Raw genomic sequence first — 19703 nt, 5'->3', positions numbered from 1 at the left:
TTTTTATAGGTCAACAAATTTATTTATTGGTTTTAGCCCAGGCGTCTTTTAATGAGACTGTCCGGTTAAAAATAAGAAGCTCAGGAGTAGAATCATCGTCAAGGCAATAGTATCCTTTTCTAATGAACTGATAACGAATGTCCTTGCTAGCATTGGACATGTAGGGTTCGATATATGCTTGCTTAATGACTTCGATACTGTTAGGGTTTAGATAATCTTTAAAATCACCTTCTTCAGCATCCGGAGATTCTACGGTAAACAGACGATCGTACAATCTGATCTCCGCATTTTTTGCATGTTGACGGCTTACCCAATGAATCGTTCCTTTTACATTTATTCCACTGGTATCCGCTCCGCTTTTGGTATCAGGGATGTAAGTACAGTGAATTTCAGTGACATTGCCTTCTGCATCTTTTTTAAAATCTTCACATTTTACAATATAGGCATGTTTAAGCCGTACCATTGAACCAGGAGCTAATCTGAACCATTTTTTTGCGGGTTCTTCCATAAAATCCTCGCGCTCTATCCAAAGTTCATTACTAAATGGTATTTCGCGTGTTCCACCTTTGTCTTCAGCCTCAGGGTTATTTTCGCCGATAAGTATCTCTGTCTGGTCTTTCTGGTAATTGGTAATAACCAGTTTAATCGGGTCTAATACTGCCATAACTCTGGTAGCAGTTTTATTAAGGTGCTCACGAACACAGAATTCTAAAAGACCGAGTTCAATTAAGTTTTCTCTTTTTGCAATCCCGATCCTGTCACAAAATTCACGGATACTTTCAGGCGTATAACCCCTTCTTCTCAATCCACTTATTGTGGGCATGCGGGGATCATTCCATCCACTGACGAAGTCTTCATTGACTAACTGGAGCAACTTGCGTTTGCTCATTACCGTATAAGAAAGATTTAAACGGGCAAATTCATATTGTTTTGAAGGGAAAATGCCGAGTTTCTCAATAAGCCAGTCATAAAGCTCACGATGTGATACGTATTCGAGTGTGCAGATGGAGTGTGTAATGGTCTCCATACTATCGCTTTGTCCGTGTGCAAAATCATACATTGGGTAGATGCACCATTTGTCGCCAGTCCGATGGTGCGCAGCATGTTTGATGCGGTATAAAATTGGATCACGCATCAGCATGTTCGGACTTGCCATATCTATCTTAGCGCGTAATGTGCAGATACCGTCTTCAAATTCCCCATTTTTCATACGGCTGAAAAGATCCAGGTTTTCCTCAACACTACGGTTTCTGTATGTGCTGCCTATACCCGGTTCAGTAGGCGTTCCTTTCAACGCTGCGATCTCCTCTGCAGTGCTATGATCTACATAAGCGAGGTCTTTTTTGATCAGGTCAACTGCGTAATCGTACAGTGTGTCAAAGTAGTCAGAAGTATAAAGTTCATTTTTCCATTGAAACCCAAGCCACTTAATGTCTTCCTGCTGGCTGTTTACATATTCGGTTTTTTCAGTAACAGGGTTTGTGTCGTCAAACCTTAGGTTGGTATAGCCGCCATATTTTTTTGTCAGTCCGAAATTAAGACAGATAGCTTTAGCATGACCTATGTGCAGATATCCGTTGGGTTCAGGTGGAAAACGTGTTATTAACGTTGCATATTTTCCGCTGTTTAAATCATTTTCAATGATCTCTTCGATGAAGTTCAATGACCTTTCCTCACTCATAAAAACTGTAAATTTAGCATCAAAGTTAATATAAAAGCGCTAAATTAATTACATTTACCACCTATTATGTAAATTATGAGCAATGTGTTAAACAGGCCAATCAGGGTTTTGGTAGCAAAAGTTGGATTGGACGGCCATGACAGAGGGGCAAAGGTTATTGCGACTTCATTAAGAGATGCAGGCATGGAGGTAATTTACACCGGACTGCGTCAGACTCCGGAAATGGTGGTAAATACTGCATTGCAGGAAGATGTAGATGCAATTGGTATTTCTATATTGTCTGGGGCCCATATGACTGTTTTTCCGAAAATTATAGCACTGATGAAACAGAAGCAAGTAACTGATGTATTGTTGACTGGCGGTGGGATCATTCCTGATAGTGACATGAAAAAACTTCAGGAGATGGGTGTGGGCGAATTGTTTGCGCCCGGAACTACGATGACTACCATAGTAGCGTACATTAAGAATTGGGTTGCAGTAAATAGAAATTTTTAGGTCATGACTTATCATAATATTTTATCAGAACTAAAGGAACAAATTTTATATGTGACCATTAACAGGGAACACAAGCTTAATGCACTGAATAAAGATACCTTGGCAGAGCTTGCAGACGTGATTGAATTTGCTGGTAAAAGTGATGTGGTTAGCGGTGTTCTTTTGACAGGGGCGGGTGAAAAAGCTTTTGTAGCAGGGGCTGACATTTCAGAATTTGCTGATTATGACTCGGCGCAGGGCGAAGCGCTTGCCCGTAATGGACAGAAAATGGTTTTTGATGCTATTGAAAACTGTCCTAAGCCAGTACTTGCAGCTATTAATGGTTTTGCCCTCGGGGGCGGTTTGGAATTGGCCATGGCATGTCATATGCGTATCGCTTCAGAAAATGCCAAACTTGGACTGCCAGAGGTCTCGCTTGGTTTAATTCCCGGTTACGGAGGAACACAGCGGTTGACCCAGCTAGTAGGAAAAGGCAGGGCGATTGAAATGATTACAACAGGAGAAATGATCACAGCTATACAGGCAGAAAAATTTGGTTTGGTTAATTATGTTGTTCCACAAACTGAGTTAATTGCAAGATCAGAAGCGCTCTTAAACAAAATAAAATCAAGAGCTCCGCTTGCTGTGGGCAAAGCGATATCGGCCATAAATGCATCCTTTAATGCTGAAGGATTTGAAGTGGAGATAAAAGCATTTGGCAAATGCTTCCAAACCGGTGATTTTAAGGAAGGGGCATTGGCTTTTATAGAAAAAAGGAAGCCTGTATTTAAGGGAAAATAATGCCCCCAAATGGGACATAGAGAAAAATAAATGTAATTGCAGGAGCGCCTCTAAAAACATCTTTAGAGGCGCTCCCGTATAAACTGTAGAAAATATTTCCCATAATAAAAAAAACTGATTACATTTAGTTCTAATTAAGCGCCATCCTAATATTATGAGAAAAATATTGATCGTTGACGATGAAGTAAATATCGGCTTACTTTTATCCAAATTCCTGACCAGAAATTCTTTTGTTGTATCTACTGCAGTCAGTGGGGTAGCAGCAATGGATTACTTATCCAAAGAAACCTATGATCTTGTTTTATGTGATTACAGATTAGAAGATACAGATGGAAAAGAGATGCTAATCAAGATCAAAGAGAGCTATCCAAGCACCGGAGTTATTATTATCACCGGTTATTCTGATATAAAATTAGCAGTTGAACTGATCAAACTTGGAGCTTATGATTACATCACGAAGCCATTATATCCCGATGAAATTCTCAATACGATCAACAAAGCAATAGAAACGCAGATTGCCTTGAATGTTAATCAATCAGAATCTTTGTCAGAAGCACCAAAACAAAAGACCGTTAAACAGACATATAGCCAGGCTGAAAATTTTGTTGCCGGCCAGAGCCAGGCATCCAAGGACCTGTTAAAGCAGATCCAATTGGTTGCACCGACTACTTACAGTGTTATTCTAACCGGAGAGAGCGGAACCGGCAAGGAATCTGTAGCTAAGGCAATTCATTTAAACAGCCCAAGGAAGGATGCTCCTTTTGTAGCAATGGACTGCGGTTCGCTGACAAAAGAGCTGGCAGGGAGTGAGTTTTTTGGTCATGAAAAAGGATCATTCACAGGCGCACTTTACACTAAGATCGGACATTTTGAAATGGCCAATGGTGGAACGCTTTTTTTGGATGAAGTGGGAAATCTTTCTTATGACATACAGGCAGCATTGCTGAGAACTGTGCAGGAACGGAAAATAAAGCGTATCGGAAGCACTAAAGAGATCGACCTGGATGTCAGGATCATTGTTGCCACTAATGAAAATCTGGCGAATGCCATTCAAAAAGGTAGGTTCAGAGAAGATTTATACCATCGGTTTAATGAGTTTTCAATTAACCTGCCTCCACTAAGTCAGCGGGGAAGAGATATCATGGTGTTTGCAAATACTTTTTTAGGTGTTGCCAATCAGGAGCTTTCCAGAAATGTAGAACATTTTTCTGAAGAAGTAGAAGAGTGTTTTCTTACTTATAACTGGCCTGGGAATGTAAGAGAGCTTAAAAATGTAGTAAGAAGGGCAACACTGCTGACCGAAACAGAAGAAATACAGCTAAAAGCACTGCCTCTTGAGATCTCAACCTATGCCAAAGCCTCTGCAATAGAAAATTCCATATCACGTGCCGAAAAACCACGGGATTTAAAAAATGCCGCATTGGAAGCAGAATATGATGCAATCTTAAGGGTGTTGAGGGAAGTTAATTTCAACAAAACTAAAGCAGCAAAAATCTTAAATATTGATCGTAAAACATTGTATAATAAAATGAGGGCCATTAATTTGGATACATAAGTGTTACCTGCAACAATCTTTTTCTTTGTATGTTTTTTGGCTTTGTTGTACTGCCACGTTAGAAATATGAATTCAATACAAAGGTTAAAGCATGAAGTCAGTTCGTTGAAAAGAGCAAATGAATGCCTGTCTGAAAAGGAAGCACTTCTTACCATTGCAGAAGGCATCGCTCATTTAGGAAGTTGGGAGTTATCAGTTGAGCAGGATATTATTAAATGGTCTGATGAACTTTACAATATATATGGTTTTGAAGAGAATGATTTTCAGCCTGATGCAGCTATAAATGAAAAAATAATTGCACCTGAATACCGGGAAAAGGTATTGAAAGAGTTAAATGCCACAATTTTTAACAAGACAACTTTTGCTGTAGAATACCAGATCATCCAACCATCTGGTAAGCGGAAATACGTATTAAACCAAGGTATTTATATTGAGAAAGAGGGCAAACTTGTTGGAGCTATCCAGGATGTGACGGAGTTAAAGGAAGCAGTTTTAAAACTCAAAGTAAACGAATCTTTATTAAGAGAAGCGGAGATGGTATCCCATAGCGGCAGTTGGGAATGGGTTGAAGAGAGAGAATTCATGCTGTGGTCTGATGAGATGTATAATATTCATGGATACCTTCCCCATTCCGTGTTTATCAATTTTTTCTTTTATAAAAGCCTTGTACACGAAGATGACCGTCTCGCATTCATCAATAACTTTAACCGGTTGAGAAAGAGCAAGCAGGCTTGTAAAATCAATTATAGGGTCGTAAGGCCTTCAGGAGAAATCAGGCATGTGCTTTCTACAGCTGAGTATAAAAGGATCGGGCTAAATGATAGATTTGCTTTTATTGGCAATACACAGGATGTAACGGAATTGAGGGAGGCCCAGGTTCAATTGGAAGAAAAAGTGATTGAACTGAATCGTTCCAATCAGGATCTGGAACAATTTGCTTACGTCGCTTCCCACGATCTTCAGGAACCTTTAAGAAAGATTCAGCGCTTTAGCGAAAAAATAAAGATTAAGCTTTCCGGACAACTGGATAGAGAGGTATCAGACTATCTGTACAGGATGAATAATTCTGCAGAAAGAATGAGGATTCTAATTGATGACCTGCTTGCATTTTCTAAAGCGACACGGGATAACAGAAACTTTGCAAAAGTCAGACTTGACAAGGTTGTTTATCAGGCTGTTCAGCAGCTTGACTTTATGGTCGAATTGAAAAAAGCCAACATAGAAGTTCATTGTGATATGGAAATCGATGGAATTGGAAGTCAACTGGTGCAGCTATTTCAAAACTTAGTGGGCAACTCCTTAAAATTTACCTGCCATGACATTTCCCCTGAAATAACCATCAATGCTAACATTAAATATGGACATGAATTGGATATAGCTGAAATTCATCAAAATCAGGTATATTGTATCATAGAGGTAAGGGATAATGGAATAGGCTTCGAAGAAACAGAGGCTTTACAAATATTCGATGTTTTTTACAGACTGCACACCCGGGCGGAGTATGATGGCACAGGAATTGGACTGGCTATTTGTAAAAAAATTACAGATAATCACTCAGGATTTATATACGCAAGTGCTGCAGAGGATAAGGGATCTGTTTTCACCGTTATTTTACCAAGAACGCAAATGAAATAAGAGATGAGAGAAGTTAGGGTCTTATTGATTGATGACGATGAAGACGATTATGTCCTTACCAAAGGAATATTCGATGAGGTTTCAAACCGATACGCGTTCTATTGGGTTAATAGTTATGAAAAAGGAATCAGCGCGATTCTAAAAAAACAGTATGATGTCTATCTGGTTGACTATAGACTGGGAAAAGGTACCGGGATCGACCTGCTCACTGAAGCTGTTAACTCGGGTTGCGAGCAGCCAATTATTATCCTTACAGGAAAGGGGGATACGACAATTGATGTGCAGGCAATGAATATTGGTGCAGCAGATTATTTGATCAAAGACGAAATAGATTCCTCCACTCTTGACAGAAGTATTCGTTACGCTATTAAGCAAGCCGAAACATTAAAGGCTTTAAAGTCCAGTGAAAGTAAATACAAGGCTGTTTTCGAGCAAGCCAATGATCCGATATTAATATCAGATCAATCCGGGAAAATACATGATATCAATAATGGGGGATTAAAGTTTTTTGGTTATAGCCGTTCAGCAATTATGAAACTCCAGGATGCTGCGATCTTTAAAAATTTGAATGACAGAGAGCAGTTTGGAACGTTGCTTGAAAAGAATGGATCGCTTGTTAATTTTGAATGTGAACTGATCTCCGGACAGGGCATTGTTTCTTATTGTAGCCTGTCCTCTTTTATTCAGACCGACATGGTCAATTTATCGGAGGTTTATCATACAATAATCCGTGACCTGAGTTACAGAAGAAATAAGGAAGAGAGGTCGGTTAACTTAGGGAAAATGTCTATTTCAGAGCATATCGCCAAAGGATTAGGCGAAGAGATCCGCGATCCGCTATCAACCATTAACCTTGCGATTGATGAGCTGGCATCAGATAATGATATTACAGGCAATGAAACTGTACAGTCCTATATAGAAATCATTAAAAACAACTGCAACAAGGTAAATCGGCTAGTGCAAAACTTCATATCCAGTACAGAGACAAAGACTTTAAACCTTCAGCGGCATAATATTGTTGAAGTGATAGAAGCCGCAATTTCTGATACAGAAGACCTGATGACAGGTCATAATATTAAACTCATAAAAGAGCTTGTGCCCTATGAGCAAATGATTTTGATAGACAAACCCAAAATAAAAAATGTACTGATCAGCGTTATAATGAATGCTATTGAAGCTATGCATAGCTATCCAAAGACCATTAGCATCACCAGCACCATAGACAAGGATGTATATGAAATTGCTGTTGCGGATACTGGAACGGGAATTGAATCTCAAAATAGCGAGATTATTTATGAACCTTTTTTTACGACAAAAAAGCGGGCAGGCGGACTAGGTCTTACTCACGCACAGCGTGTATTGACAACCCATAATGGAAGTATAAAATTTAAACCACTGGCCAATGGAAGCCTATTCCTCATTCAAATTCCTATTTATCATGAAAGTAAACTCTGGATTTAATACAATCAACTATGTCATTATTTACCTATAAGCAACGTAATAATATTAACCTGGTAATTATCATAGCTTTAGGCTGTTTGATTGCCTATTCGCTTCAAGGGATTTTTGGCTCTATCTTAAGCACATTGGTACTTTATACCATATTACGGCCTGCGTACATCTGGCTTACAGATGTGAAAGGCATGAACAGGAGCTTTTCTGCCATACTTCTGCTCTTCCTCTCCATTGTTGTTATTATTTTGCCGTTTTATGCGTTAAGCAGTATGGTGATAGAGAAAATTGCCGAACTCCAGAGTGATCCCAGTTACTTTAAAAACATGCTTTTTAAATTAAAGCACCTGATCCCAATGGGCAATGATATGCAAAACCTCGTGGAAAATGGTCTTCAAAAAGCCGGAACCTGGGCTACAGAGTTATTTCCATCACTTATTTCAGGAGCGTTTAACATTGTACTTGGCTTGTTGCTGATGTACTTTTTATTGTATTTTATGCTGGTGGATATGGAACAGTTTGAATCTGCCCTTGTAAAATATGCCCCGTTCAGAGAACAGAATGCACAAAGATTTGCTGAGGAAATGCGCAATACAACTTACGCCAATGTTGTTGGACAAGGTTTTATTGCCTTAGTACAAGGTTCTTTGGTCAGCCTTGCCTTCTATGTACTTGGTTATACAGATCCCTTATTTTGGGGGATCATTACCACTTTTATTTCGTTTGTGCCGATATTGGGACCACCAGTTATATTTGTTCCGGCTGCTCTGATGCAGATAGCTAATGGCAATGATTTTGCCGGTTGGGGGATGCTGATCTTTGGGTTTGTGATCGTCATAAACATTGATAATGTCCTTCGCTTAATAATCGCAAAGCGGGTGGGAAATATTCATCCTATTATAACTGTTCTTGGCGTAGTTATTGGGATACCGTTATTTGGCATTTTAGGTTTAGTTTTTGGCCCTTTGTTATTGTCTTATTTCGTATTATTGATTAAGATCTATGAAACAAGCTCTATGGCCTCTGAAAGATTGGAGAGAATTAAAACAATTTCAGAACATGAACAGTTATAAACATGTAATCATGCAGTTATTATAAATTTGTAAACATTAAAAAATTAAAATATCATGAACGATAATTCAAAAGTATTGATTGGCTTATTAGCTGGTTTAGCTGCAGGTGCAGCATTAGGATTGTTATTTGCTCCTGATAAAGGAAGTGAAACAAGGGACAAATTGAGTCAGTCTTTAAAAGATCTGGGAGATACAATTAAAGATAGAGCAGCAGACGAAATCAATAACCTTTCCAGCTTAAAGGACAAGGTTGTTAGTTCTGTTAAGAATAAACTACGTCAAACAGAGGAAGAATTGGCAGACGATGTAGAGCACGCTTAATATTATAGCTTTAAAAACAGGATAAAATGCAGGAAAATAAGGAAAAAGGCATAGAAGATCTATATGAAGATGCGAAAAAATATATAGATACCCGGGTAGAGTATACCCGTTTATATCTGGTTGAAAAGATTTCTAAAGTGTTTGCCGATGTGGTGACCAATGCCACTGTTATTTTATGCTTTGTACTGGCTTTTCTATTTGGAACAGTCACCCTTGCTTTGTTTCTGTCTGAAGTATTGGGTAGTTATGCGCGTGGATTCGGATGTGTATCCTTAATTTACGTTATTTTAGCGCTCATTGTGTATTTTACTAAAGAAAAATATATAGAAAAAGCCATTATCAACTTTACTATAAGAAACTATTTTAACAAACTTGCAGATAAGGATGAAGAAGACGAAAAAATATAATATTAATAACCTGGAAGACCTGCATGCCGCAGTAAGTAGTCTGAAAGCTGAATATACCATTCAGGAGAACCTGCTGATATCAGACTCAAAGGCTTATATTGGTCGTTTTACCTTAGGAAATCTGATCAAGAGATACGCCACACCATCTGCTTTCTTTAAAGTGGATGAAAAGTATAACCTAAGCAGCGGTTTACTGTCGTTGGTATTGCCTTTTGTAATGAATAGCACTTTATTTAGAGGTTCCGGTTTTCTTACAAAAACACTTGTTGGCCTTGCTTCCAATAAAGTGGGTAAATCATTGGATGCAGAGCATTTATCAGGCTTGTTCAATTCTGTTAAATCCTGGTTTGGTAGTGGTAAAAAGAAGAATGAAAAATCACAAGAATACGTAGATTACGGGATTCCTCCAGATAGCGAAACGTATTAAAACAAAAATCCCCGTCAGTAACGGGGATTTTTGTTTTAAAGGGCAGTCTTTATTTTTAGTTCATTCAATTGCTTATCGTCAATTGTTGACGGGCTGTCAATCATTACATCTCTTCCTGAGTTATTTTTTGGAAAAGCAATCACATCCCTAATACTGTCAAGACCGGCAAATATCGAACACAATCTGTCAAATCCGAATGCAATTCCACCATGGGGAGGGGCCCCAAACTCAAAGGCATCCATTAAAAATCCAAATTGCTTTTGAGCTTCTTCTGTTGAAAACCCTAAATGTTTAAACATCAATGCCTGTAAAGCCCTGTCATGGATACGTATTGAACCACCGCCGATTTCCGTGCCATTCACCACCATGTCATATGCATTAGCCCTTACCTCACCCGGTTTAGAATCTAATAAAGCAATGTCTTCTGGTTTTGGAGAAGTGAACGGGTGGTGCATGGCATGGTAACGCTCAGTTTCCTCATCCCATTCCAACAGCGGGAAATCCAATACCCATAGTGCGCTAAATTTATTTTTATCCCGGAGGCCAAGCCGTGAGCCCATTTCCAAACGAAGTTCGCTTAGTTGCTTGCGCACTTTATCCGTTGTCCCTGCCATTATTAATACAAGGTCTCCGGCCTGAGTATTTAAAACAGAAGACCACTTTTTTAATTCCTCTTCATTATAGAATTTATCTACAGATGATCTTAAAGAACCATCTTCATTGTGTCTCAGATAAATCAATCCCGTTGCACCAATTTGCGGTCGCTTAATGAAATCAGTTAATTCATCAACTTGTTTGCGCGTATAGCCAGCACATCCTTTAGCATTAATTGCGATAACCAGTTCGGCATTGTCAAATACCGGAAAATCCTTTCCTTTAACAAGATCAGTCAATTCTACAAACTGCATCTCAAAGCGGGTATCAGGTTTGTCAGAGCCATATAGTCTCATCGCATCTGCATATTGCATTCTTGGAACTTCAGGAAGGTCAAAATCCTTAACATCTTTAAACAGTGTCCTAATCAGTCCTTCAAAAGTATTAAGGATGTCTTCCTGTTCTATGAACGACATCTCACAGTCTATCTGTGTAAATTCAGGTTGTCTGTCTGCACGAAGGTCCTCATCTCTAAAGCATTTCACTATCTGAAAATACCTGTCAAATCCAGATACCATCAGCAGCTGTTTAAATGTTTGAGGAGATTGTGGCAGGGCATAGAATTCACCCGCATTCATACGGCTAGGTACTACAAAATCCCTTGCCCCTTCGGGTGTGGATTTGATCAGCACCGGAGTCTCTACCTCTATAAAATCAAGTGCATCCAGGTAGCGGCGAACCGTCTGAGCCATTTTATGGCGAAGGATCATATTGTTACGTACCGGATTTCTGCGAAGGTCCAGATAGCGGTATTTCATGCGCAGGTCATCGCCGCCGTCAGTTTCGTCTTCTATTAAAAACGGAGGTAATTTGGCCGCATTCAATATATCTAGTGAAGTAATTTTTATTTCCACTTCACCGGTTGGCATTTTCAGGTTCTTGTTAGAGCGTTCCACTACCAGCCCGGCAGCTTTTATTACAAACTCCCTTCCCAAACTGCGTGCAGCTTCACATAAGTCGCGGTTATCATCCATATTGAAAACCAATTGAGTAATCCCGTATCTGTCGCGGATGTCTATAAAGGTCATCCCTCCTAAATCTCTTGATTTTTGTACCCAACCGCAAAGGATTACATTTTCTCCTAAGTTCTCCATGGTCAGCGCGCCGCAAGTAGTTGTTCTTAACATTATTAAAATAATTAAGCGGCAAAAATATTCATTTTGAACCACATATTTTAAACACTGGCAATTTTACTTGGTATATTAAAAAATATTTTAGCGTAGTATGCAACGTTTTAAAAAACTGGCTGTCTTTTAATAAGAACCATAAACATTGGAAACAGTATACATAGATAAGCATGTTGCATTGGTTAACGAATGCAGGCACGGCAGCCGGAAGGCACAATTTGAGATTTACAAATTGTACGCTAAAGCTATGTACAATGTTGCCCTGAGAATTGTCAATCATGAAGCGGAGGCCGAAGATGTCTTGCAGGAGGCATTTTTAGATGCTTTTACTAGGATAGAAACATTCAGGGAAGAAACATCCTTCGGGTTGTGGCTCAAGCAAATTGTGATTAATAAATCAATTAACTTGTTGAGGAAGCGTAAAGTGGAATTTATCAGCATAGATGAAATAGATGTGGCTGGTCAGGAACCAAAAGAGGATGATGACATGGAGTGTCAGGTGAACGAGATTAAATCGGCAATAGGGGAGTTGGCAGATGGATACCGGATTGTGCTGACCCTGTATTTATTTGAAGGATATGATCACGAAGAAATAGCCCATATCCTCAAAATATCAGAAAATACCTCACGCAGCCAATACATGAGGGCCAAAATGAAATTAAATAGCTTATTAGCAAAGAGAGGAGTATCGAGATGAACAACAAATTAGAAGAATACGTTAAGGAACATAAAAAAGCTTTTGATACCGGATCGCCTTCCGGGCAGCTATGGAGCAGGATAGAAGCAGGACTTGACCAGGAAAGCATAAAAAAGCCTTTGAGGGTGCCGTTTTGGTTAGGTATAGCTGCATCCTTGATCGTGATAATGACGGTTATTTTTATGTATACCTATCATAGTCCTTGGGCGAAAGGGGAACTGGAAATTGCTGATATCAATCCCGTCTATGCAAAAAAAGAAATGAAGTTTGCCAACCTGATTGAAGAGAAAAAAGACAGCCTGGAAGTATTCGCAAGGAAAAACCCGGAGCTATATGCACAATTCAGTACCGACTTAAATCAGCTGGGGAGTAATTATGAAGCATTAAAAAAAGAATTAAAGACCAGTCCTAACCAAAGAGCAGTAGTCAAGGCGATGGTAAAGAACCTGGAGCTGCAGCTCCAGGTGATCAATCAGCAATTGTCTATTATCAGTGAAGTGGACGAATATAAAAGGGAGAATCAAATATGAAAACTTTAACAAAATGTGCAGTGGTCTTATTGCTGCTGACCAATTATGTGCATGCCCAAGAGGGCCCTGTACAAACTAAAACCTTTACTAAAACTTTTGCTGCCGACAATTCAGACAAACTGATGCTGAGTAATCAGTACGGATCTATACAGATAAAGATTTGGGACAGAAAAGAAGTAAAGGCTGATGTAGATATCAAGGCTTATAGTAATAATGATGCGGATGCACAAAAATTATTGGATGAAGTCAGCATAGAGGCAGATAAAACGGGTGATCAGATCGCATTTAAAACTAAAATGGACCAGAACAATAAAAGCTGGGGCAATATGACCAGGAACGGGAAAAAGTGGAGAAGGGAAGTTAAGGTCAATTATATTGTCTACATGCCTGCAGGAAATGCATTGACCTTATCACAGACCTATGGAAATGTAACTATGGGAGACCTTTCAGGCGCATTATACGCAAAAGTACAGTACGGAAATTTTACCGCACAAAATCTTGGTAACGCAAACAATTACGTTTCTGTTCAATATGGCAATACGGACATCCAGAGCTTAAATGGCGCGGTGATCAAACAACAGTATGGGTCGGGAGTGAACATAGGTACCGTTGGTAGGTTAAACCTGGATGCACAATATGCCGCAGTTAAAGTAGGCACAATCAAAGAAAACGCAACAATTAAGCAGCAGTATGGCTCCGGATTAACCATTGGCAGTGTCGATAACCTAGATCTAAATGCTCAATACGCCAGCGTGAATATAACTACCATAAAGGGCAGTGCCAAAATAAACCAGCAATACAATAACCTCGTTATCGGAACGGTAGGTAAGCTTGACCTCACTACTCAATATACCGCAGCCAATGTGGGTACGCTAAACGGTGATGGCAAGTTCAATATGGACTACAACAAGCTAAACATAGGAGCAGTAACAAATGGCTGTAAAGCATTGACCATTGATGGTGACTATTTGGGTATTACAATTACTTTTAATGACAATTATAATGCAGATTTTGAAGTCCGTACCAGTTATGCAAGTTTTAAGTATGGTGAGAAAACTGCCTCCAGATCTGTTGGAAATAATGATAACTCCACCAGTAAGCATTATGCAGGTAAAATAGGAAGTGGCGGCGGTGCAACAGTCAGTGTGAAGGCAGACTACGGTTCAGTCGCTTTCAAATAAAATATTTAAACCAAATGCCATTAAAGCTTGTTGATACAATCAGCAAGCTTTTTTTATATCTTAGCGGCAAGATTAGTTTTTTAGCATATGGAATTTTTAAGTACCCCAGAGGCCTGGATATCTCTTTTAACGCTTACGGTATTGGAGATCGTTTTAGGGATAGATAACATTGTTTTTATATCGATTCTTGCAGGGAAGCTTCCTGCTGATCAGCAAAAAAGGGCCCGTACTGTCGGCCTGGGACTTGCAATGATTACCAGGGTGTTACTTTTATTTTCACTGAGCTGGGTAATGAGGCTGACTGCGCCTTTATTTAATCTGGGAGATATAATTGGTGTTACAAATGCTTCCTGGTTAGAAAAACTTGCCATATCGGGGCGCGACCTGATCTTGCTTGCAGGAGGACTTTTTCTCATCTATAAAAGTACCCACGAGATCCACAATAAACTGGAAGGAGAGGACGAAGCCAGCGTTAAGGGTAAGGTTCATTCTTTTGCGGGGATCATTGTACAGATCCTCATCCTTGACATTGTTTTCTCACTTGATTCCGTAATCACAGCTGTTGGGATGGCCGACCATATAGAAATTATGATCGCCGCGGTAGTGATCGCTGTGGTTATCATGATGATTTCCGCTTCAAGTATTAGTAATTTTGTCAATGACCACCCTACCGTCAAAATGCTGGCACTTTCATTCTTATTGCTGATTGGTGTTTCCCTGCTGGCAGAAGGACTGGACCAGCACATTCCAAAGGGCTACATCTATTTTGCTATGGCCTTTTCCGTGCTTGTAGAAATGCTCAATCTGAAGATGAAAGGGGCGAAAAAAGAACCCGTTAAACTTAGAAATGTTCCCCAGGATAACGAGGTAAAACCATAATATGATTTCTTTTTTTGAGGCCTCGCTAGCCGAGCTTTCCATCCATAGGGTAGGCAATAGATCGCAGGACGAATTTTATGTTTTGTCGGAGCAGCCCGTACACATCAAAGACACCCTGCTCAGCGGGTTATTACAGCAGTATTTTCTCGGGCCATTTGAAAAGGTCAATGAGATCTATCGCTTTTTTCACCCCAATAGCGACCTAAATTTAAACGAGGTCTACCATTTTGCAGCCGAAATATTCAAAGATGGAACTACCTTCCATGAAAATAGTAAAGAACTTGCCAAGTACCTGTTCGACGTATCCGCCCATCCTAAAATTAAGTCAGGGGAGCTATACCTTGCCTATTTTGAAAATGTGCAGATAGAAGGTGAACTGCACGATGCGATTGGTATTTTCAAGTCCGAGACCAAAGAGACCTATCTAAAAGTATATCCGCAAAACAGCGGGTTCGAAATCAGTTATGAGCAGGAGGCCATTAATATCCATAAACTGGACAAGGGCTGCCTGGTCTTTAACACTGATAAAGAAGAGGGCTACCGGGTTGCCGTGATAGACCAGACCAACAGGAGCACAGAGGCCGTATATTGGAAAGACGAGTTTCTGAAGCTGAAGGTTAGAAATGACAACTTCAGCCAAACCAACAATGTATTAGGCGTATATAAGAACTTTGTTGCCGAAAAACTGGATCAGGATTTTGAGATTTCCAAAGCAGATAAAATAGACCTGTTAAATAAATCCATGAAATACTTCAAGGAAAAAGAAAGCTTTGATCTTGATGAGTTTTCAAATGAGGTAATAGGTAATGAAGCCGGTATAGCATCGTTCAAAAGCTATAAAAAGAATTATGAAGAGGAATTTGATACTGCCATTCCAGATAGTTTTGATATTTCAGGTGCTGCGGTAAAAAAACAGGCAAGGGTTTTTAAAAGTGTCTTAAAGCTCGATAAGAACTTTCATATCTACATTCATGGAGATAAAGAGTTAATAGAAAAAGGTTTTGATGACGATAAATCTATGAATTACTATAAAGTTTATTTCAGGGAAGAGCAGTAGGTATATTGCAATATTTGCATAGATCTTGTATATATAGTGCAAACTTTTGCAAAAATAACATCATAGATAATTAAGAATAAATGGTAGCTTTATTTCCTAAGCCAAATATTCTTAATCTTACATGAGCGCCGAACCACAAAAGAACAGTATTTTTAAAGTAATAGGAGCCTCTTCACTGGGGACATTGATCGAATGGTATGACTTTTATATTTTTGGAAGCCTTGCCAGCATCATTGGAACGCAACTGTTTCCGGCAGATGCCGGGGCTTCTGCTTTGATCAATACACTTGCCATCTTTGCCGCAGGCTTTATCGTAAGGCCATTTGGCGCACTGGTATTTGGCCGTTTGGGAGATCTCATCGGTCGTAAACATACCTTTTTACTCACGCTCGTACTCATGGGAGGTTCGACTTTTCTGATCGGACTAATCCCTTCTTATTCAAGTATTGGTTATGCAGCACCAATTTTAGTGCTGATCCTTCGCTTGGTACAGGGACTCGCATTGGGAGGTGAATACGGCGGAGCCGCCACCTACGTAGCAGAACATGCACCGGCTAATAAACGCGGATTTTTTACCAGTTGGATCCAGACAACGGCCACTGGCGGACTATTCCTGTCGCTGGGCATCATAGTACTCACAAAGAATATGATGGGTGCAGAAGCTTTTGCAGATTGGGGCTGGAGGATTCCTTTTTTACTTTCCATCCTCTTAGTAGGCGTATCCATCTATATCAGGATGAAAATGCACGAATCTCCGATGTTTACCAAGCTTAAGTCGGAAGGCAATGTTTCTAAAAATCCGTTGAAAGAAAGTTTCCGCAACAAGACAAACTTTAAAATGGTATTGCTGGCTTTGTTTGGCGCTACCATGGGGCAGGGTGTGATCTGGTATACCGGGCAGTTCTATGCCCAGTCTTTTCTGGAAAACACGTGTAAAGTAGATTTCAATGATTCAAGGTATATCCTCTTATGGGGCATTGTTTTTGCCACACCGTTCTTTGTGATCTTCGGATCATGGAGCGATAAAGTAGGCCGAAAATGGATCATGCTTACCGGAATGCTCCTGGGCATCATTTTTTACAGGCCTATCTACCAGATCTTCCTGGACGATACAGATGTCAGTAAAATTGAACAAAAGGACATTAAGGAAGTGTCTAACCCTGTTGTTAAACGCACAGCGATAGAAAATACAGGCGACAGCTTGATCACGACTACCTCTACCATATCTTTATTAAATGGCGCATCTTTTACTAAAATACAATCGCATACCAAGTTTGCAGATTTAAGTAAAGCCGAGGTGGTATCTCCAGATACTTATCACGATAAAAAGCTTTCCACTGGTATTTTCTGGAAGTTTGTAGCACTTATCTTTTTCCAGATATTATTGGTTACCATGGTTTACGGGCCCATTGCAGCCTTTCTGGTAGAGCTTTTCCCCACCAAGATCAGGTACACTTCGATGTCGCTGCCCTACCATGTGGGCAATGGCGTATTTGGCGGTCTGGTTCCATTTATCGCTACCCTGATTGCGAGTTTTTCAGGCTCCACTCCACTGTCGGGTTTGTGGTATCCTATTGGAATTGCCACGCTGAGCTTTATCATCGGGGCAATCTATTTGTCAAATAAAAAACCTGATCACGGAGAGGCTGATCATTAATTTAAAGATATAGACGTCATGAACGCATTAAAGAAAGCACTAGGATTGTTCTGGATCATACTAGGTCCGGTGTCCATTATATTTATGTTTATGCAGGCCATTGAAAAGGTTGGTCTGGCAGCGGAAGGCGTTGCAAAGACAAATACTGCATTGCAATGGGGAATTATTCTTTTCATATTCATACCCATCAGCGCCGGACTAGTCATTTTTGGGTATTATGCCATGAAAGGCGAGTATGATAAGCTCCCTGAAGATTAGGTTACAAAACCCGTAACAGCAAGCCTTTCAGATATTCTCCTTCAGAAAACGACATCCTTACCGGATGATCTTCCGGCTGGCTGAATTGTTTGATGATCTGTACCTCTCTGCCGGCATCCAGTGCGGCCCAGGCAATGATTTGTTTAAAAGTGTCCATGTCTACTGCACCAGAGCAGGAGAATGTAGCCAGTATGCCTCCTTTTTCAAGTATCAGCATGCCAAGCCGGTTTAGGTCCTTATAGGCCCTTGCAGCCCTGTCCAAGGCGGAGCGTGAAGGTGCATATTTAGGCGGGTCCAATACCACTACATCAAATTTCTTTCCTTCTTCTTTAAAAATGCGCAACTGTTTGTTCACATCCGATTGGATGCTGAACTGATCTGCTTGTTTAAAGCCATTTAACCCCATATTGTGCTGCAGTGTCTCGATGGCCAGCGCAGAGCTGTCCACGCTTGTTACCTGTGCTGCTCCCGCCTTTAAAGTATTCAGTGAAAAGCCACCGCTGTAGCAAAAGCAATCGAGTACTGTTTTTCCTTTAGTATAGGCTGCCAGAATTTGCCTGTTGTCGCGCTGATCACAATAAAATCCTGATTTCTGGCCCTCAGAAATATTGATGTGGTAGATGATCCCACTTTCTTTTACCTCGATAAATTCTGGTGGGTGCTCCCCCCAGAGCAGTCCCTGCCCCTCGGCCAGGTTTTCATGTTTGCGTGCACCCGCATCGCTCTTGTCAAATATCCCTTTAGGCTGAAGAAGGTTTACCAATATCTCGATCAGTTCTTCTTTTACCGCATCAATTCCCGAACTCAGGATCTGTAAAGAAAGAAAATCAGCATACTTATCTACAATCAGACCAGGAAGAAAATCAGCTTCGCTGAACACCAGCCGGCAGGTATTTGTTTCTTCGTTCAGGACGTGCTGGCGCGCAGCTATCGCATTTTTTAATTTCTCTGCATACCAGTCCTTATCAATCGTTGTATTTTCATTCCATTCCAGCAGGCGTAAAGCCACCCGCGACTGGTCATTAAAATAGGCATAAGCAAGGAATTCTTTATCTGCTGACCATACAGAAACTACTTCACCATTTTCCGGTTTCCCTTTGATTCTGTCCAGCGCGCCTGAAAAGATCCATGGATGATGCAGCACTGCTGCTTTTTCTTTACCTTTCTTAAGAATTACTTCGATCATGAGGGCAAAAGTAAGAGAAAAAATTAGTATTCTCTTCACGGGCTGCGCCAGCCAGTGCCTGAAGGGGCACAGCCTGACAATGCCCGTTCTGAGAAACTAATTTTTTTGGGAAGAGGAAGTAGGAACCGGTTAGTGGTCATTATAAGTGCAGATAACCTTATATTTGGCGCATGAGTTTTTACAATTTTTCAGAAGAAGCCAACCCGGCGGCAGAAGATGAATATTTTATGAAGATCGCACTGCAGGAGGCACAAAAAGCCTATGCAGAAGCGGAAGTCCCCATTGGGGCCGTAGTTGTTTGCAAAGGCAGGATCGTAGGCCGCGGCTACAACCTTACCGAGCGGTTAAAAGATGTAACTGCTCATGCAGAAATGCAGGCTTTTACAGCGGCCTCAGAGACCCTGGGTGGCAAATACCTCACAGACTGCACCCTTTACGTAACCATCGAACCTTGTGTCATGTGTGCCGGGGCCAGCTACTGGACGCAGATCAGCAAAATAGTATACGGTGCCCCAGAGCCAAAGCGGGGTTTTACCACAAAGGGCGGAGCCTTGCTGCACCCGAAGACCACTTTAAAGGGTGGTATATTGGCAGAAGAATGTGGCATGCTGATGAAGCGGTTTTTCCTTGACAAAAGAGGGTAATCTTTAC

The 19703-nt window shown here is 40.5% G+C and carries 20 protein-coding genes; 17 read left to right on the top strand and 3 right to left on the bottom strand.

Annotated features, from left to right (window positions below; genetic code table 11):
* Window positions 1-19 precede the first annotated feature (19 nt).
* Window positions 20-1681: a glutamine--tRNA ligase/YqeY domain fusion protein gene (locus EZ437_RS03230; RefSeq protein WP_131593188.1), complete on the bottom strand. Its 1662-nt coding sequence runs from the start codon at window positions 1679-1681 to the stop codon at window positions 20-22.
* A gap of 75 nt (window positions 1682-1756) precedes the next feature.
* On the opposite strand from EZ437_RS03230, the gene EZ437_RS03225 reads away from it, so the two are divergent.
* The 9 genes from EZ437_RS03225 (at window position 1757) to EZ437_RS03185 (ending at window position 9826) form a co-directional block, all read left to right on the top strand.
* Complete coding sequence (locus EZ437_RS03225; RefSeq protein WP_131593186.1) at window positions 1757-2176, top strand: cobalamin B12-binding domain-containing protein; 420 nt, start codon at window positions 1757-1759, stop codon at window positions 2174-2176.
* Window positions 2177-2179: 3 nt separating this feature from the next.
* Window positions 2180-2956 carry an enoyl-CoA hydratase/isomerase family protein gene (locus tag EZ437_RS03220; RefSeq protein ID WP_131593184.1) on the top strand — a complete coding sequence of 259 codons (777 nt, stop codon included), beginning with the start codon at window positions 2180-2182 and terminating at the stop codon, window positions 2954-2956.
* 154 nt (window positions 2957-3110) lie between these two features.
* A complete protein-coding gene (locus tag EZ437_RS03215) occupies window positions 3111-4511 on the top strand; it encodes a sigma-54-dependent transcriptional regulator (RefSeq protein WP_131593182.1) in 1401 nt (466 codons plus the stop codon).
* Window positions 4512-4577: 66 nt separating this feature from the next.
* Window positions 4578-6146 carry a sensor histidine kinase gene (locus tag EZ437_RS03210; protein WP_131593179.1) on the top strand — a complete coding sequence of 523 codons (1569 nt, stop codon included), beginning with the start codon at window positions 4578-4580 and terminating at the stop codon, window positions 6144-6146.
* Window positions 6147-6149: 3 nt separating this feature from the next.
* Window positions 6150-7607: a hybrid sensor histidine kinase/response regulator gene (locus tag EZ437_RS03205; RefSeq protein WP_131593177.1), complete on the top strand. Its 1458-nt coding sequence runs from the start codon at window positions 6150-6152 to the stop codon at window positions 7605-7607.
* Between the two features lie 11 nt (window positions 7608-7618).
* On the top strand, window positions 7619-8671 hold the full coding sequence (locus tag EZ437_RS03200; RefSeq protein WP_131593173.1) for an AI-2E family transporter: 1053 nt from the start codon (window positions 7619-7621) through the stop codon (window positions 8669-8671).
* Window positions 8672-8725: 54 nt separating this feature from the next.
* Window positions 8726-8992 carry a YtxH domain-containing protein gene (locus EZ437_RS03195; RefSeq protein WP_131593171.1) on the top strand — a complete coding sequence of 89 codons (267 nt, stop codon included), beginning with the start codon at window positions 8726-8728 and terminating at the stop codon, window positions 8990-8992.
* 26 nt (window positions 8993-9018) lie between these two features.
* The gene (locus tag EZ437_RS03190; RefSeq protein WP_131593169.1) at window positions 9019-9399 is read left to right on the top strand and encodes a phage holin family protein; all 381 of its coding nucleotides are present in this window, start codon (window positions 9019-9021) and stop codon (window positions 9397-9399) included.
* A complete protein-coding gene (locus tag EZ437_RS03185; protein WP_131593167.1) occupies window positions 9377-9826 on the top strand; it encodes a hypothetical protein in 450 nt (149 codons plus the stop codon). Before EZ437_RS03190 ends, EZ437_RS03185 begins: the two co-directional genes overlap by 23 nt.
* Window positions 9827-9861: 35 nt before the next feature.
* Here the strand turns inward: EZ437_RS03185 and aspS are convergent, their stop codons facing one another.
* Window positions 9862-11607, bottom strand: coding sequence for an aspartate--tRNA ligase (gene aspS / locus EZ437_RS03180; RefSeq protein ID WP_131593164.1), 1746 nt, complete (start codon window positions 11605-11607; stop codon window positions 9862-9864).
* A 145-nt stretch (window positions 11608-11752) separates the two neighbouring features.
* On the opposite strand from aspS, the gene EZ437_RS03175 reads away from it, so the two are divergent.
* From EZ437_RS03175 to EZ437_RS03145, 7 genes are all read left to right on the top strand, one after another.
* Window positions 11753-12304, top strand: coding sequence for an RNA polymerase sigma factor (locus tag EZ437_RS03175; protein WP_131593162.1), 552 nt, complete (start codon window positions 11753-11755; stop codon window positions 12302-12304).
* Window positions 12301-12834, top strand: coding sequence for a hypothetical protein (locus tag EZ437_RS03170; RefSeq protein ID WP_131593161.1), 534 nt, complete (start codon window positions 12301-12303; stop codon window positions 12832-12834). Before EZ437_RS03175 ends, EZ437_RS03170 begins: the two co-directional genes overlap by 4 nt.
* Entirely contained in the window at window positions 12831-14015 is a 1185-nt protein-coding gene (locus EZ437_RS03165; RefSeq protein WP_131593159.1) for a hypothetical protein, read from the top strand. Before EZ437_RS03170 ends, EZ437_RS03165 begins: the two co-directional genes overlap by 4 nt.
* A gap of 87 nt (window positions 14016-14102) precedes the next feature.
* On the top strand, window positions 14103-14894 hold the full coding sequence (locus EZ437_RS03160) for a TerC family protein (protein ID WP_131593157.1): 792 nt from the start codon (window positions 14103-14105) through the stop codon (window positions 14892-14894).
* A 1-nt stretch (window position 14895) separates the two neighbouring features.
* Entirely contained in the window at window positions 14896-15951 is a 1056-nt protein-coding gene (locus tag EZ437_RS03155; protein WP_131593155.1) for a nucleoid-associated protein, read from the top strand.
* Between the two features lie 121 nt (window positions 15952-16072).
* Window positions 16073-17608, top strand: a complete 1536-nt coding sequence (locus tag EZ437_RS03150; protein ID WP_131593153.1) for an MFS transporter — start codon at window positions 16073-16075, stop codon at window positions 17606-17608.
* 18 nt (window positions 17609-17626) lie between these two features.
* Window positions 17627-17866, top strand: a complete 240-nt coding sequence (locus tag EZ437_RS03145; RefSeq protein WP_131593150.1) for a DUF6814 family protein — start codon at window positions 17627-17629, stop codon at window positions 17864-17866.
* 1 nt (window position 17867) lies between these two features.
* On the opposite strand, the gene EZ437_RS03140 is transcribed toward EZ437_RS03145, so the two are convergent.
* Entirely contained in the window at window positions 17868-19052 is a 1185-nt protein-coding gene (locus EZ437_RS03140) for a class I SAM-dependent rRNA methyltransferase (protein WP_131593149.1), read from the bottom strand.
* 170 nt (window positions 19053-19222) lie between these two features.
* Here EZ437_RS03140 and EZ437_RS03135 point away from each other — a divergent pair, with 170 nt between their 5' ends.
* Window positions 19223-19696, top strand: coding sequence for a nucleoside deaminase (locus EZ437_RS03135; RefSeq protein WP_131593147.1), 474 nt, complete (start codon window positions 19223-19225; stop codon window positions 19694-19696).
* The last annotated feature ends 7 nt before the right edge of the window (window positions 19697-19703 follow it).

It is taken from the genome of Pedobacter psychroterrae (assembly GCF_004331695.1).
Taxonomy (GTDB): Bacteria; Bacteroidota; Bacteroidia; order Sphingobacteriales; family Sphingobacteriaceae; genus Pedobacter; species Pedobacter psychroterrae.
The sequence above is the reverse complement of the archived record's forward strand: the minus strand, read 5'-3'. Positions and strand labels throughout refer to the sequence as shown.